The organism is Streptomyces sp. NPDC001401 (assembly GCF_042895385.1).
In the GTDB taxonomy this organism is placed as follows: domain Bacteria; phylum Actinomycetota; class Actinomycetes; order Streptomycetales; family Streptomycetaceae; genus Streptomyces.
The window spans coordinates 115,019-128,967 of sequence record NZ_JBIAWI010000015.1 but is presented as its reverse complement, the minus strand read 5'-3'; the positions used below and the strand labels follow the sequence as shown (position 1 = coordinate 128,967).

Genomic DNA, 13,949 nt, shown 5'->3' with positions numbered 1-13,949 from the left:
ATTGCTTTCGGCTGCCTGCGTGCTAGGCTCGCCGCAAGTTGCAGTTTGGTTTCCCTTGCAGTACAGAGCCTGCGGAGCATGTAACCGCGGGCTCTCGTCGTTTTCAGACGTATGCAGTTGTGCAGCACTGTTTTCACACTTGCAGGTTCTGGAGCAGGGCAACCCTTTGGGCCCAAGGAGGGCTTATGGCTACCGGAACCGTGAAGTGGTTCAACGCCGAAAAGGGCTTTGGCTTCATCGCCCAGGAAGGTGGCGGCCCGGACGTCTTCGTCCACTACTCCGCCATCAACGCGAGCGGCTTCCGCTCGCTGGAGGAGAACCAGCAGGTCTCCTTCGACGTGACCCAGGGCCCGAAGGGCCCGCAGGCGGAGAACGTCACCCCCGTCTGATTCGGTCTCGGAGCCTGGTGCTTTGATCCGGAACTGAGAGCAGTACCCAAGGAGCCCCGTGCCGCAAGGCAACGGGGCTCCTGCCTTTCCCGGGACCCGTACGACCTACGGGATCCGCACGACCTACGGGACCCGTACGACCTATACGTGCTGCATGACCAGCACGAACGTCGTCCCCGGCGCCAGCGCCTCGTACGAGTGGGGCACATCCCCGCGGTACGTCATGTAGTCCCCGGGCCCGAGCTCCACCGCCTCCCCCACCGGCCCCGCCTTCAGCCTGCCCGTGGACACGATCAGGTGCTCCACCGAGCCCGGAATGTGCGGCTCCGACTCACGGGCCGCCCCCGGCTCGGCCCACAGGTGATAGATGTCCCGGCGCGCGCCGGGCGGGCTCGCGGACAGCAGTGTGGCCGCGTACTCGGCCTTCTCCGAGGCGACGGTCGGACCCTGCCCCGCCCTGATCACCTGCACGGACGACACCGGCGGCTCCACCAGCGCGCTGAACGGCACCCCGAGCGCCACCCCGAGCGCCCACAGCGTCTCCACGCTCGGGTTTCCGCTCGCCGCCTCCAGCTGCGACAGCGTCGACTTCGCGATCCCGGCCCGCTTGGCCAGCTCGGAGAGGGACAGCCCGGCACGGGTGCGCTCGCGCCGCAGCGCGGCCGCGATCCAGTCCAGAGGGAGCCGGGGTGGCACATCGGACGTCATGTGTTCGCTCCATCGGTACGATCGTTCGCCTTGACGAACAGAGCTTCTGCTGTTCATTCTAGAGAACATGCGTACGGCAGAGCGAACGCCCCGAGTGCCTCGAACACAACTGATCCGCGACGCCTCCCTCGTCTGGCTGGCCAGCGGCATCGTCGGGGTCTCCTTCGGTGCGATCGCCGTGGCCGGCGGGCTGCCGGTGTGGGTGCCGGTGGTGATGTCCCTCGTGGTCTACGCGGGCTCCGCCCAGTTCAGCGCGGTCGGCGTCCTGCTGGCCGGGGGCGGCCCGATCGCTGCGGCGGCCACCGGTCTGCTCCTCAACACCCGAACGGCCGCCTTCAGCCTGGCGATCGCCGACACCCTCGGCCCGGGCCGCCTCACCCGCCTCCTCGGCGCCCACCTCGTCACCGACGAGACGGTGGCCTTCGCCCTGGCCCAGACCGATCCGGTACGGCGGCGGAGGGCGTTCTGGGTCTCGGGGATCGGCCTGTTCGCCGTATGGAACGTGGGCGTCCTGGCCGGAGCGCTGGCCGGGGGCGCGCTGGGCGACACGGCGACGTACGGCCTGGACGCGGCCTTCCCCGCGGTGCTCGTGGCGCTGGTCCTGCCGACGCTCCGCGCGGACGTCCGGATACGGCGGTGCGCGCTGCTCGGCGCGGCGATCGCCCTCGCGGTGACGCCGGCCGTCCCGGCGGGGGTGCCGGTCCTGCTGGCGCTGGCGGGGCTGTTCCTGCACGGCCGCAAGGAGGCGTCAGCATGAACGCGACGGTCGCGATGATCCTGGCCCTGGCGGTCGGGACGTACGCCTTCCGGCTGGTCGGGCCCGCGCTGCACGGGCGCGTGGAACTCCCGGCGCGGGTGCAGGAGTTGCTGTCGGCGGGCGCGATCGTGCTGCTCGTGGCGCTGCTGGCGACGGGGGCGCTGACGGAGGGCGGAGGTTTCGCGGGGTGGGCGCGGCCGGCCGGGGTGGCGGTCGCCGGGGTGCTGGCCTGGCGGCGGGCGCCGTTCGTGGTCGTGGTGCTGGGGGCTGCGGCGGCGACGGCCGGATTGCGGATGGCCGGGGTGGCCTGAGGCGAGGGCTCGGGGCGGGGCGTTGTCAGTGGGCGTCGATAACGTCGAGCCCATGACCGACACCGACTTCGTGACCACCACCCGCACCTTCTACGACGCGATCGCCGAGGACTACGCCGACATGTTCGCCGCGGAGCTCGCCAAGCCGCGGGACGGGGCGGTGCTGGCCGGCTTCGCCGAGCTGGTGAGCCGGGGCGGGGGCGGGCAGGTCGCCGACCTCGGCTGCGGTCCCGGGCGAGTGACCGCGCACCTCTCCTCACTGGGCTTGTCGATCTTCGGTCTCGATCTGTCCGAGTCGATGCTCACGATCGCCCGGCGCGAGAACCCTGGGCTTCGGTTCGAGCGGGGCTCGATGCTGGAGCTGGATCTTCCCGACGGGGCGCTGGCAGCGATCGTGTCCTGGTACTCGACGATCCACACCCCTGTGGACCGACTCCCGTCCCTCTTCGCGGAGTTCCACCGGGTACTGGCGCCGGGCGGCCATCTGCTGGTCGGCTTCCAGGTGGGCGACGAGACCCGGTATCACGACCGGCCGTTCGGCCACGAGGTGTCGCTGGGCTTCCAGCGCCGTCAACCGGACGACATGGTCGCGCTGTTGACGAAGGCCGGTTTCACGCTTCTGTCACGGACGGTGCGGGAGGCGGCAGAAGAACTCGGCGAGACGACCCCGCAGGCATTCCTGACAGCCCGAAAGCCGTAGAGGGTACGAGGAATTCCGGCGGACGGCCACGAATGAAATTCCTTGTTGCCGACCTTCAAGAATTCCCTAGGGCCTGTCTTTCGCCCGGACCCGGGCCGCGGCCTGGATGGCCTGGACGTAGGGCTCGTCCTCGCGCTGGACGGCCGGGGAGAGCTCGTCGAAGGGGACGAGCGCGGCGTGGTCCGGGTTCCGGGGCTCCGTCCAGGCGGCCCAGGCGTCGTGGACATCGGCCACGGTGACCTGTTCCCCCTTGGCCCGCATGAGGACGGCGTAGAGGAGGAAGAGATCGTCGGCCTCCGACGGGGGCCGAGCCTCCGGCGGCAGAAGTTCGCGGATCAGACCGGCGTCCGCGCGCAGATAACTCACGTGCAGAGTATGCCGATGAACAGACCTGCGTGCAATGCCGCAAATACCCAGGGGACTTTCCGCTCGGTCGCGCCCAACTCGGTGTACCTGGTCCACCACGGTCCGTCAGAATTCCCCGTCAGTATCGCCCACTCCTGACTGAAGACCTGTAGTGGCAGTTGCGGTTCGACGGCATTGATGATGTCGAATTTCGCGCGGTTGAGCACGCGATAACTGCGTAACTGGAGCCACCAGACGAGGGAGATGGAGACTCCGGCGAGCGTCAGTACGAGTGCGGCCCACCACGGCACATTCTGGCCGTCCGTGGCGGTGATGCCCAACGCGCCGACGAAAGCGGTCTGAACGGAGAGGAAGAAGGCGTTCGCGGCACCGCGCCGGGCGGAGACGCGGTCCGACATCTCGACGGCCAACTTGTAGAGGTCGAGCAGTTCCGGTGAGGGGGCGGGCACTTCCGGGCGGGCGGAATCCCCGTCGGGGGCAGCCGGTTCGGATGTCACCAACTCCTCATGCCCTAGGCGGACTTGCCTCTAACCAACCTCAGGGGCGGGACTGCAGCACCGCCAGGCAGTCCAGCCAGGCCGGAGCGCTCAGGAGAGGGCGGAGGCGGGTGAACAGGGCGAGGAGGTCCGGGGCCCAGCGGTCGCGGAAGGAGCGGTCCCTGCGGGCGAGGTCGAGTTCGTTGGCCGCGGTCAGTTCGGCGAAGTCCTGGCGAAGGCGCAGATCGGGGACGTAGGTCCGGCCGGTGAAGCGGTCGCGGAAGGAGAAGACCATGGCGGAGCCGGGGCCCGCGAGGCAGGGGTAGGTGGCCTTGCGGTCGCAGCTCGCGTAGAAGTACACGATCGCCTCGGCGTCCGGCCCGATCGCCGTGGCCAGTTCGGCACGTCGGTCGAGCGGGAGCAGGGCGGCGGGGAAGCCGTCGGTGCCGTAGGCGGCGTGGCAGAGGCCTGCGAGTTGCAGGGCGGGGCGGGCCCTCCACAGTGCGAGCCGCGCGCGGACGCGGTCGAGGTGGGCGAGGAGCATGCCGCCGGGGTGCGGGGCGGTGTCGGCGCCGAGCCGTCGTAGGAGTACCTCGGCTTGAGCGATGGACGTGATCTGCACTGACCGGCTCCCTTCGGCGACGGCGCCCGTGCGGTCGGCACCCGCTCCAACTCCCCCGCCTGGTCCGGACGTCGGCTGGGGGGTGTGGAGCGGGTTGCCGCCTGGGCTGCCCTGTGGGAGATCGTCGTACGGGGGTATGGGTGCAGTCAATCCTTGGTATTTATCGCCAACTCCAAGTATTACCTTGGGTGTTATGACCCTTGATGACCTGCGGGTGTTCGTGGCGGTGTGCCGGGCCGGGAGTCTGAGTGCGGTGGCCCGGGAGCTGGGCTGTACCCAGTCGGCGGTGAGTCAGCACGTCAAGCGGCTGGAGAGGGAGACCGGTGTCGCGCTGCTGGAGCGGCAGGCGCGGGGGGTTGCGGCGACGGCGGCGGGGCGCGTGCTCGAGGCGGCGGCGACCGAGGGGCTCTCGGGACTCGACCTGGCCCTACGACAACTCCGCGACCTGGTCGACGGCGAGAGCGGGTACGTGCGGGTGGCGACCGGGGCGACGACCGTACGGCACTTCATGTCCGACGCGGTGGTGGAGTTCCGGCGGCGCCACCCAAAGGTCAACCTGGAGTTCCGCACGGTGAGTTCGGGGCGGGGCAGCTTCGAGGCGCTGACCGACGGCACGCTGGACCTGGCATGGATCACGCTCGGTCCGCCCGCGCGGGGCATCGAGCAGCGGGCGGTGGCGGAGCTGCCGTGGGTGCTGGCGGTGCGGGAGGACGACCCGCTGGCGGGGCGAACATCCCTGGATGCCGGGGAGCTGAACGGCCTCCGGGTGATCCGCCTCCCGCCCAGCTCCGCCTCCGCCCTTCAACTCGACGCTACCTGCGAGGAGTTGGGGGTGCGATTGGGCGGCGACACAAGCATCGCCGACTGGGACACGGCCCTGCTGCTCGCCGAGTTGGGGGTGGGGCGCGCGGTCGTACCCGCGCTGTCGGGGCTGGCGGTTCCGGGCGAGGGGGCCTTGCGGCTGATCCCGGTGCCTGCACTGCGGGGGCTGCGCGTGGGCTGGGCCGTACGGCGGTGGGACGCGCTCAGTCCGGCGGCGCGGGCGTTCGCGGACACGGTGGCGGAGGGGCGGGGGCGGGCAACGAGGCCCTGACTCTTCAACTCAACGCAGGGCGATCTCGGCCCAGACCGTCTTGCCCACGGTGCGCTCCGAGACACCCCACGTGCGGGCGAGGAGCGTCACGAGCAGTAGACCTCTCCCGCCCTCCCCGTCCGGCTCGTTGGCGAAGCGGAGTTGGCGGTCTGCGCGCGGATCGCTCACTTCGATACGGAGAGTGCCCTCCGGGAGGAGGAGCAGGCGGAGTTCGAAGTCGCGTCCGGGGACGCGGCCGTGGGTGACGGCGTTGGCCGCGAGTTCGGCCACGAGGTGTTGGGCGGTGTCGTTCACGTCGGTGTGGTGGGGGTGGCCCCAGGCGGTGAGTTGCTGTGCGGTGAGCCGTCTGGCCAGGCGTGCGCCGCGAGGCGTTGCGCTGAGGCGCTGGGTCAGTTCGGCGGTGGGGGTGGTGGTCAGGGGGGTGGAGATTTCGGTGTTCACGTGAGTGAGCGTGGTGGGTTGTCTTTACGCTGACCAGGGGCGACAGCACGACTCTGCGTAGCAGTACGACTTCGGGGGGTGGGGAGTCGGGCGGTCGGCCGTGACCACGACGGTGTGAGGACGGTGGCGTACGTGACGGATGTGCGGGAGCAGAGGCCGGAGACGCCCGCGGAGGCCGACGGGACGACGGAACTCTTCAGCGCGCTGGGCAAGATGCTCAGGCTGCTGCGCGAGCGGAAGGGGCTGACGCAGAAGGAGTTCGGGCAGATGGTCGGGTACGGGCCCGACCAGATCTCCGCGATGGAGCGGGGCGTGCGGATTCCCCGGCCGGAGTTCCTGGTGAAGGCGGACGAACTGCTGGATGCGGGCGGGCTGCTGAAGGAGGTGATCCCGGATGTCGAGCGAGCGATGAGCAAGACGCGGACGCGGCATCCTGAGTGGTATCGGAGCTATGCGGCACTGGAGGCGGAGGCGGTCGAGCTGCACTTCTACGCCAACCAAGGAGTGCCAGGTCTGTTGCAGACAAAGGAGTACGCACAGGCCGTGTTCTCCCGTCGACGGCCACTGCTTGACGAGGAGACCATCCAAAGGCGCGTTGCCGACCGGCTGAACCGTCAGCAGATCTTCGACAAGTGGCCGGCTCCCCTCTGCAGTTACGTGCTGGAGGAAGTGCTGCTGGATCGACCGATCGGGGGTCGGGACGTGCACGCAGCACAGCTGCGCCGACTGCTGCATATCGGCAGCTTGCGGAACGTTGAGATCCAAGTGATGCCGACCCTTATCGCGCAACACCCCAACATGGACGGGGCGTTCAACCTCCTGACGCCCAAGAAGCACCCGCAGGTGGCGTACACGGAGATCCAGGGGTTTCCTCGGTTGATCACCGCCCTGGAAGAGGTACGGAAGATCACCGACCGCTATGGAATCATGCGGGCGATGGCACTCCCTCCCGAGGAGTCCCAGGCCCTGATCGAAAGGAAGCTGGGGGAGCTGTGAACGCTGAGGAACTCAACTGGTTCAAGTCCAGCTACAGCGGTGGCGAGGGCGGCGAATGCCTCGAAGTCGCCTACACCTGGCGCAAGTCGAGCCACAGCAGTGGCGCAGGCGGCGAATGCGTAGAGGTCGCCACCTGCCCCCACACCATCCACATCCGCGACTCCAAGAACCCCACCGGCCCCCACCTCACCCTCTCCCCCACCACCTGGTCGGCCTTCCTCTCCGGTAGGTAACCCCGGGGATGCCGCTCCCCAGCCTCCTCGCCGTCTTCGCGCACCCCGACGACGAATCCCTCTCCGCCGGCGGCGTACTCGCCCAACATGCGGCCTCGGGAGCGCGTACCGCCGTCGTCACCGCGACTTGGGCCGAAGGCACCCTGCGCGCCGCGGAGTTGGCCGAGGCACTGCGGATCCTCCGCGCCGGGAAGCCGCGGATGCTGGGTTACGCCGATGCGCGGGTGCCGGAGTCGGCGCCGGGCGCCCCGCGCTTCTGCGATGCACCGTTGGACGAGTCGGTGGGGCAACTGGTCGTGCACATCCGGGAGTTCAGGCCGGACATCGTCGTCACGCATGATGCGTACGGCGGACTGACCGGCCACCCGGACCATGTGCACACCCACCGGGTGACGGTGCTGGCGGTCCAGGCCGCCGGATGGGGGCGGCTGTACCCGGAGGCGGGTGCGCCCTGGCAGCCGAGTGCGCTTTACCTCGCCACGCACCCCGAATCCGCCGTCCGCGCCCTGGGCCGCGACGTCCTGCTCCGGCCCGGCAGGGCGATGTACAGCGTGCCGGACGCGTGGATCGCGGCGGCCGTGGATGTCGGGCCGTGGGTCGAGCAGAAGCTCGATGCCGTAATGGCTCATCGCAGTGAGGTGGCGCGGGGAGCCCTCCCGGGGCGGCTGGCCGCGCTCCAGGCGTCGGAACGGGCCCGGGTGATGTCCACCGAGTGGTACATCCGCCACGGTGCCCCGGCACCGGCGGACCCGCGGTCGGGGTTTACTCTATAGGTACGAAACCGTATCGTTCACCTGAGGGTAGGTGAGTGGGGTGACCGAGGTGACGACTTCGCGCCGCAGTCGGTTCACGCCCGAGCGCGAGGCCGAGGTGTACGCGGCCGTGCTCGACCTGCTCGGGGAGGTCGGCTACGAGGCCCTCACCATGGAGGCCGTGGCCGCCCGCACCCGCTCCAGCAAGGCGACGCTCTACCGCCAGTGGGGCGGCAAGGTCGAGCTGGTCGTCGCGGCGGTGCGGCACAACCGTCGCGGTGGCATCGCCGGTGTCGACACCGGCTCGCTGCGCGGCGACCTGGACGCCCTGCTGGCCCACGGGGACGACTCCGCCATGGAACGGTCGTCCTCGCTCATGCGCGCTCTGGCCATGGCGATGCAGCACCACCCGGATCTGGGGCGGGTGTTCCGGGAGCAGCTCGTCGAAGCGGAGATGGACGAGTTCCGCCGAGTGCTGCGGCGCGCTGTGGACCAGGGCGAGATCCGTGCGGACAACCCTGCGCTGGACCATGCGGCGCACATGCTGATCGGCGCGTTCGTCGTCCGTGGCCTGCTCGACGACCTGCCGCCGACGCGGGCGTTCCTGCGTGCCTACGTCGACGCCGTGGTCCTCCCCGTCCTCGTCGCCCGACCCACCACCCCGGGCCGGCACTCCCCCGGCCCGAGCAGCTGAGAGGCACCGCCCATGACCACCACCGAAGCAGGCGGCCTGCGGGCCCGGATCCGTACCAAGGACGGCTGGGCCGTCCCGCACGCCGTGCTGACCGTCACCGACATGGCGGGGCGGCAGACGCTGCGCCAGGAGGCTTCGCAGGACGGCCTCGTGGCGACCGACGCCCTGGCGCCGGGAACGTACACCGCGATCGTCACCGCCGTCGGCTACGGACCCCTCGCCGCCACCGCCATCGTGACCGCCTCCGGCGGCGCCGACCTCGGCTCGCTGGTGCTGGCCCGCGCCGGGGGCGTGGAGCTGCCGCCGCCCGGACCGTGGACGATCGACCCGGCGCACTCCAGCGTGAGCACGGTCGCCCAGCACCTCGGGATGACCAGCGTGCACGGCCGGTTCAAGGAGTTCGGGGGACGGATCGAGGTCGCGGAGAACCCGCTGTCGTCGAGCGTGGAGGCGGTCATCGAGGCCCCCTCCATCGACACGGGCAACGCGACGCGCGACGGCCACCTGCGCTCCGCGGACTTCCTCGACGTGGACGTCCACCCCAAGATCACCTACCGCAGCACGGGCATCACCCCGGCGGGCGCGGCCCGTTGGACCGTCCACGGCGAACTCGCCCTGCACGGCGTGGCCCGGTCCGTCGATCTGGACCTGTCCTACCTGGGCACGGGACCGGACCCGTGGGGCGGAGTGCGGGCGTCGTTCCGCGCGACCACCGAACTGCGGCGCGAGGACTTCGCCATGAACTACAACCAGGTCGTCCAGGCGGGCATCGCGGCCATCGGCGCCACCCTGCGCGTGGAGCTCGACATCCAGGCCGTCCAGGGCGAGCAACTGCCGCCTCTCGCCTGAGGGTTGGGCCGGACACGACAGCGTCCGCCGCCCGGAGATCCGGGGCGGCGGACGCTGTCGTATGGGGGTCGGCGGGTCGCCGGGTTGCTAGGCCTCCTTGTGGCCCAGCTGGATGTCGACGCCCTCGTGGCTGCCGTTCAGCGTGACCTGTGTGGCCACCGGCGGGTAGCCGCTGGCGATCACGGTGTACTGCTCGCTGGAGAGGTCGGTGAAGGCGTAGCTGCCGTCGACGCTCGTGGTACGTGTTCCCACGACGTTGCCGGCGGCGTCGATCAGGGAGACCCGGGCGTCGTCCAGCGCACGGCCGTCCGGGGTGTGCACCCTGCCTCGCAGGGTCGCGGCGACAGAGAGCCGGATGTCGCAGCGGGCGGGCTCGGCGGTGACCGTGGCCGCCACCGCGGCGGGGCGGTGGCCGGGTGCGCTGACGCTGAGCGTGTAGTCGCCGGGGAGCAGGTCGCCGATGCGGTAACCGCCGTCCGTTGCGGTGGTGGTGGAGGCCGTCACGTCGCCGCGCTGGTCGGTGGCCACCACCAGCGCGCCGGGGAGCGCCTCGCCGTCGCCGCCGCGCACCGTACCGGCCAGGCCGCCCGGGCTGGGCAGGATCACCAGGTCGTGGGAGACGGGCGCGCCGTTCAGGGTCAGCGTGACGACCTGCGGCTGGTAGCCGGGTGCCGAGCCGATGAGGACGAGGCTGCCGCGCTCGGCGGTGTCCACCGCGTACGTGCCGTCCTCGCGGGAGATGGCACGGGCCAGTTGGCGGCCCGACGTGTCCAGCAGGGTGATCGCAGTGCGGGGAACGGGGGCGCCCGTACCGTTGCGCACCTGTCCGCGGAGGACGGCCGCGCCCGTATGGACGGCAGCCACGGCCACAGGCAGGTCCGGGGCCGTGGCCTCGGCCTGTGCCTCGACCTGCGCCTCGGCCTCCTGCGCGGGCTCGCTCGCGTTCTTCTTCGCACGGAACAGCAGCGCCGTGACGACCGCGGCGAAGGCGAAGAACCCGGCCGACCACCAGTAGGCGACGGCGTAGCTGTGCAGGGCCGCGTTCGCCTTGACCAGCGGGTCGGAGAGATGGTCCTTCGCGTAGTTGGTGGCGGCGGTGGCGGCCAGGGTGTTCAGCAGCGCCGTACTGATCGAACCGCCCACCTGCTGTGTGGTGTTGACGGCGGCCGAGGCCACGCCCTGGTCGCTCGCCTCCACGCCGAGGGTGGCGTAGCTCATCGCCGCGGGCATCGACATGCCGATCCCCGCGCCGAGCAGCAGCAGCGGGCCCAGCACATGTGCCGCGTAGCTGCTGTCCAGGTCGAGGCGGGTCAGCCAGATCATGCCGCCCAGGGCGATCAGCATGCCGACGGGGACGACGATCTTGGGCCCGATCTTCGGCACCAGCCAGTTGGTCGACACCTGCGCCAGCACCATCAGCGCGCCCACCATCGGCAGGAAGGCCACACCGTTCTTGACCGGCGAGTAGCCCAGCGTCGACTGCAGGTAGTAGGTGAGGAAGAGGAAGACGCCGAACATCCCCGCGGACGAGATCAGCATGGTCGACAGGGCGGCGGCGCGGTCGCGGTCGGCCAGGACGCGCAGCGGCAGCACGGGGTGCTTGGCGCGGGCCTGCCAGAGGAAGAACGCCACCAGCAGGACGCCGCCCGCGGCCAGGAAGCCCCAGGTCATCCAGTTGTCCCAGTCGTGGGTCTCCGCGTTGGCGAAGCCGTAGACGATGCCGAACAGCCCGCCGGAGACCAGGAGGACACCGAGGACGTCCAGCTTCGGCCGCTCGGCGGGGACCGAGCGGCCGATGAAGACGATGGCGCCGATCAGCGCCGGAACCGCGATGGCGTCGTTGACGTACAGCGTCCAGCGCCAGTCCAGGTACTCGGTGAGCAGACCGCCGAGGACCAGGCCGACGGCCGCGCCGGAACCGGCGATGGCACCGAATATCCCGAACGCCCTGGCGCGTTCCTTGGCCTCGGTGAACGTCGTGGTCAGCAGGGAGAGCGCGGCCGGCGCGAGCAGCGCGCCGAACAGGCCCTGCACCGCGCGTGCGACGACCAGCATGGTGAAGCCGTTGGCCGCGCCGCCGACCGCGGAAGCGGCGGCGAAACCGACGATGCCGACGATGAAGGTCGTCTTGCGGCCGAAGAGGTCGGCGAGCCGGCCGCCGAGCAGCAGCAGACTGCCGAAGGCCAGGGAGTAGGCGGTGACGATCCACTGCCGGCCGTTGTTGTCGAAGCCCAGGTCCTGCTGGGCGGACGGCAGCGCGATGTTCACGATGGTGGCGTCGAGGACGACCATGAGCTGGGCCAGGCCGATCACGGCCAGCGCCCACCAGCGGTGCTTCGACGGAGCCTGGGTGGGGCCGGGCAGCCCGGCCTGGGCGGTGGTGGCGGCGGCCGGGATGACTTCCACGATGGTGCTCCCCACATCGGTCCGAAACCGTTTCGTACACCTAACCTAGGCGCACAAGGCAGCGAAACGCAACCGTTTCGATGCGATGCCATCGGGAATTACGAAAAGATTCACAAGCGGCGGCTCACCGCTCGTACAGACCCTCGACCTCCGCCGAGAAGTCCCGCATCACAGCGTCCCGCCGCAGCTTCATCGACGGCGTCAGATGGCCCGCCTCCTCCGTGAAGTCCCGGGGGACGATGACGAAGCGGCGGATGGATTCGGGGCGGGAGACCAGTTTGTTCGCCTCGTCGACCGCCCGTTGCAGGATCGCCCTCAACTCGTCGTCGTCGACGAGGAGTTCCGCGGGGACGGGGTGCCTGCCGTTCATCCGGCGCCAGTGGCTGACGCCCTCCATGTCCAGGGTGATCAGGGCGGCGATGTACGGGCGGCGGTCGCCCACGACCATGCACTGGGAGATGAGAGGGTGCTGGCGGAGCCAGTTCTCCAGCGGGGCGGGCGCGGTGTTCTTGCCGCCCGCCGTGATCAGGATTTCCTTCTTGCGGCCGGTGATCGTGAGGTAACCCTCGTCGTCGAGGCGGCCGATGTCGCCCGTCGGGAACCAGCCGTCCGCGGACGACGGGATCACTCCGCCGCCGTGCGGGTCCCAGTAGCCGCGGAAGACCTGGCCACCGGAGAGCAGGATCTCGCCGTCGGCCGCTATGCGGACCTTCGTGCCGGGCATGGGCCAACCCACCGTGCCCAGACGGGGTTTGAGGGGCGGGGTGACCGTGGCGGCGCCGGTGGACTCCGTGAGGCCGTAGCCCTCGTAGATCTCCATGCCTGCGCCTGCGTAGAACGCCGCCAGCCGCCGGCCCAGCGGTGAGCCGCCGGAGATGATGTGGCGGATGCGGCCGCCCATGGCGTTGCGGATACGGCGGTAGACCAGGGGGTCGTAGAAGGCGCGGGCCGTCTTGAGGGAGGTGCCGGGGCCGGAGCCCGTGCCGGCGTGGCGGGCCTCCATCGCCTCGCCGTAGCGGACGGCGACGCTCGCCGCGCGGTCGAAGGCGGAGACCCGGCCGCCGATCTCCGCCTTGGCCCGGGCGTTGTTGTAGACCTTCTCCAGCATGTAGGGGATGCAGAGGAGGAAGGTCGGGCGGAAGGTGCCCAGGTCGGCCAGGAGGTCGTCGGCCTGGAGGCTCGGGGCGTGGCCCAGCCGTACCCGGGCGCGGATGCAGGCGATCGCCACCATGCGGCCGAAGACGTGCGACATGGGGAGGAAGAGGAGGGTGGCCGGGTCTTCCGACTTCGACTTGAAGATGGGGTAGAGGAGTTCGGTCGCGTTGTCGACCTCGGCGAGGAAGTTGCCGTGCGTGAGCACGCAGCCTTTCGGGCGGCCGGTCGTGCCCGAGGTGTAGATGACCGTGGCGAGTGTGTCGGGGACCAACATGCCGCGTCGTACGGCGACTTCCTGGTCCGGGACGGGCCGGCCGAGTTCGGCCAGCCGCTCCAGATGCCCCTTGTCGACGATCCACATGTGGCGCAGGTCGGGCAGCCGGCTGAGCTCCGGGCCGAGGGCCGACGCCTGGGCGGCGGTCTCCGTCACCAGGGCCACCGCGCCCGAGTCCTGGAGGATCCACCGGGTCTGGTAGACGGAGGAGGTCGGGTAGATCGGGACGGTGACCAGGCCGGCGGCCCATGCCGCGAAGTCGAGGAGCGTCCACTCGTAGATCGTCCGCGCCATGACGGCGATACGGTCGCCGGCGACCAGCCCCTCCGAGATCAGGCCCTTGGCCAGGGCCAGGACCTGCTCCGCGAACTCCGCCGCCGTCACATCCGCCCAATCCCCGTCCTGCGTACGGCGGCTGAGGACGCGGGCGTCGGGTGCCGTGTCCGCGTTGTCGAACGGCAGGTCGGCGAGTGAGCCATGGGTGGACAGCGCGACGAGCGGCGGGACCGACACCTCGCGCACTTCGCCGTCCAGCCTCCGTATCTCTGGCTGCACCAGCTGGGGCACGCCGTCGTAGTCGGACGCGGACGGATAGGGCACGGGCACGGACATGGCAGCTCCTGGGGCGTGCAGCTCGGTACCGCTCTGCTGTTGAGGTACGTGCAGCGCGTACCGAGACGTTCACCAGCGGTGTGCGGCTGGGGGGTTACCGCGGGTTAGAACGGCG

At 70.3% G+C, this 13,949-nt stretch carries 17 protein-coding genes; 10 read left to right on the top strand and 7 right to left on the bottom strand.

The features are described from left to right. The first annotated feature begins 185 nt into the window (after positions 1 to 185). The gene (locus tag ACFY10_RS38305; RefSeq protein WP_003992177.1) at positions 186 to 389 is read left to right on the top strand and encodes a cold-shock protein; all 204 of its coding nucleotides are present in this window, start codon (positions 186 to 188) and stop codon (positions 387 to 389) included. A 141-nt stretch (positions 390 to 530) separates the two neighbouring features. On the opposite strand, the gene ACFY10_RS38300 is transcribed toward ACFY10_RS38305, so the two are convergent. Continuing rightward, positions 531 to 1,097 (bottom strand): helix-turn-helix domain-containing protein, encoded by a 567-nt coding sequence (locus ACFY10_RS38300; RefSeq protein ID WP_390669919.1) that lies wholly within the window; start codon positions 1,095 to 1,097, stop codon positions 531 to 533. 67 nt (positions 1,098 to 1,164) lie between these two features. Between ACFY10_RS38300 and ACFY10_RS38295 the strand changes: the two genes are divergently transcribed. Genes ACFY10_RS38295 through ACFY10_RS38285 form a run of 3 tightly spaced genes read left to right on the top strand, consistent with a single transcriptional unit; the run spans position 1,165 to position 2,865 of the window. Next, entirely contained in the window at positions 1,165 to 1,854 is a 690-nt protein-coding gene (locus ACFY10_RS38295) for an AzlC family ABC transporter permease (RefSeq protein ID WP_390669918.1), read from the top strand. After that, positions 1,851 to 2,165, top strand: a complete 315-nt coding sequence (locus tag ACFY10_RS38290) for an AzlD domain-containing protein (protein WP_390669917.1) — start codon at positions 1,851 to 1,853, stop codon at positions 2,163 to 2,165. Before ACFY10_RS38295 ends, ACFY10_RS38290 begins: the two co-directional genes overlap by 4 nt. Before the next feature lie 52 nt (positions 2,166 to 2,217). Further along, positions 2,218 to 2,865 carry a class I SAM-dependent DNA methyltransferase gene (locus tag ACFY10_RS38285; protein WP_390669916.1) on the top strand — a complete coding sequence of 216 codons (648 nt, stop codon included), beginning with the start codon at positions 2,218 to 2,220 and terminating at the stop codon, positions 2,863 to 2,865. A 66-nt stretch (positions 2,866 to 2,931) separates the two neighbouring features. On the opposite strand, the gene ACFY10_RS38280 is transcribed toward ACFY10_RS38285, so the two are convergent. The 3 genes from ACFY10_RS38280 to ACFY10_RS38270 are packed head-to-tail and all read right to left on the bottom strand — an operon-like array spanning position 2,932 to position 4,329. Then, positions 2,932 to 3,231: a hypothetical protein gene (locus ACFY10_RS38280; RefSeq protein WP_390669914.1), complete on the bottom strand. Its 300-nt coding sequence runs from the start codon at positions 3,229 to 3,231 to the stop codon at positions 2,932 to 2,934. Next, a complete protein-coding gene (locus tag ACFY10_RS38275; RefSeq protein WP_390669912.1) occupies positions 3,228 to 3,728 on the bottom strand; it encodes a hypothetical protein in 501 nt (166 codons plus the stop codon). The genes ACFY10_RS38280 and ACFY10_RS38275 overlap by 4 nt, the downstream gene beginning before the upstream one ends. Before the next feature lie 40 nt (positions 3,729 to 3,768). After that, positions 3,769 to 4,329, bottom strand: a complete 561-nt coding sequence (locus ACFY10_RS38270) for a DUF6817 domain-containing protein (RefSeq protein ID WP_390669910.1) — start codon at positions 4,327 to 4,329, stop codon at positions 3,769 to 3,771. A gap of 193 nt (positions 4,330 to 4,522) precedes the next feature. Here ACFY10_RS38270 and ACFY10_RS38265 point away from each other — a divergent pair, with 193 nt between their 5' ends. Continuing rightward, positions 4,523 to 5,422, top strand: a complete 900-nt coding sequence (locus tag ACFY10_RS38265) for a LysR family transcriptional regulator (RefSeq protein WP_390669909.1) — start codon at positions 4,523 to 4,525, stop codon at positions 5,420 to 5,422. A gap of 9 nt (positions 5,423 to 5,431) precedes the next feature. Here the strand turns inward: ACFY10_RS38265 and ACFY10_RS38260 are convergent, their stop codons facing one another. After that, the gene (locus tag ACFY10_RS38260) at positions 5,432 to 5,863 is read right to left on the bottom strand and encodes an ATP-binding protein (RefSeq protein WP_390669908.1); all 432 of its coding nucleotides are present in this window, start codon (positions 5,861 to 5,863) and stop codon (positions 5,432 to 5,434) included. Between the two features lie 141 nt (positions 5,864 to 6,004). On the opposite strand from ACFY10_RS38260, the gene ACFY10_RS38255 reads away from it, so the two are divergent. From ACFY10_RS38255 to ACFY10_RS38235, 5 genes are read left to right on the top strand one after another with little or no spacing between them, the layout of a single operon-like run. Further along, positions 6,005 to 6,859 (top strand): helix-turn-helix transcriptional regulator, encoded by an 855-nt coding sequence (locus ACFY10_RS38255; RefSeq protein WP_390670031.1) that lies wholly within the window; start codon positions 6,005 to 6,007, stop codon positions 6,857 to 6,859. Beyond that, positions 6,856 to 7,092: a DUF397 domain-containing protein gene (locus ACFY10_RS38250; RefSeq protein ID WP_390669906.1), complete on the top strand. Its 237-nt coding sequence runs from the start codon at positions 6,856 to 6,858 to the stop codon at positions 7,090 to 7,092. Before ACFY10_RS38255 ends, ACFY10_RS38250 begins: the two co-directional genes overlap by 4 nt. A gap of 8 nt (positions 7,093 to 7,100) precedes the next feature. After that, complete coding sequence (locus ACFY10_RS38245; protein WP_390669905.1) at positions 7,101 to 7,865, top strand: PIG-L family deacetylase; 765 nt, start codon at positions 7,101 to 7,103, stop codon at positions 7,863 to 7,865. Positions 7,866 to 7,905: 40 nt separating this feature from the next. Next, on the top strand, positions 7,906 to 8,538 hold the full coding sequence (locus tag ACFY10_RS38240) for a TetR/AcrR family transcriptional regulator (protein ID WP_390669904.1): 633 nt from the start codon (positions 7,906 to 7,908) through the stop codon (positions 8,536 to 8,538). Between the two features lie 12 nt (positions 8,539 to 8,550). After that, entirely contained in the window at positions 8,551 to 9,387 is an 837-nt protein-coding gene (locus tag ACFY10_RS38235) for a YceI family protein (protein WP_390669903.1), read from the top strand. An 87-nt stretch (positions 9,388 to 9,474) separates the two neighbouring features. On the opposite strand, the gene ACFY10_RS38230 is transcribed toward ACFY10_RS38235, so the two are convergent. Together ACFY10_RS38230 and ACFY10_RS38225 are read right to left on the bottom strand one after the other, a co-directional pair. Further along, positions 9,475 to 11,793 (bottom strand): MFS transporter, encoded by a 2,319-nt coding sequence (locus ACFY10_RS38230; protein ID WP_390669902.1) that lies wholly within the window; start codon positions 11,791 to 11,793, stop codon positions 9,475 to 9,477. Between the two features lie 124 nt (positions 11,794 to 11,917). After that, complete coding sequence (locus ACFY10_RS38225; protein WP_390669901.1) at positions 11,918 to 13,834, bottom strand: AMP-dependent synthetase/ligase; 1,917 nt, start codon at positions 13,832 to 13,834, stop codon at positions 11,918 to 11,920. Between the last annotated feature and the right edge of the window lie 115 nt (positions 13,835 to 13,949).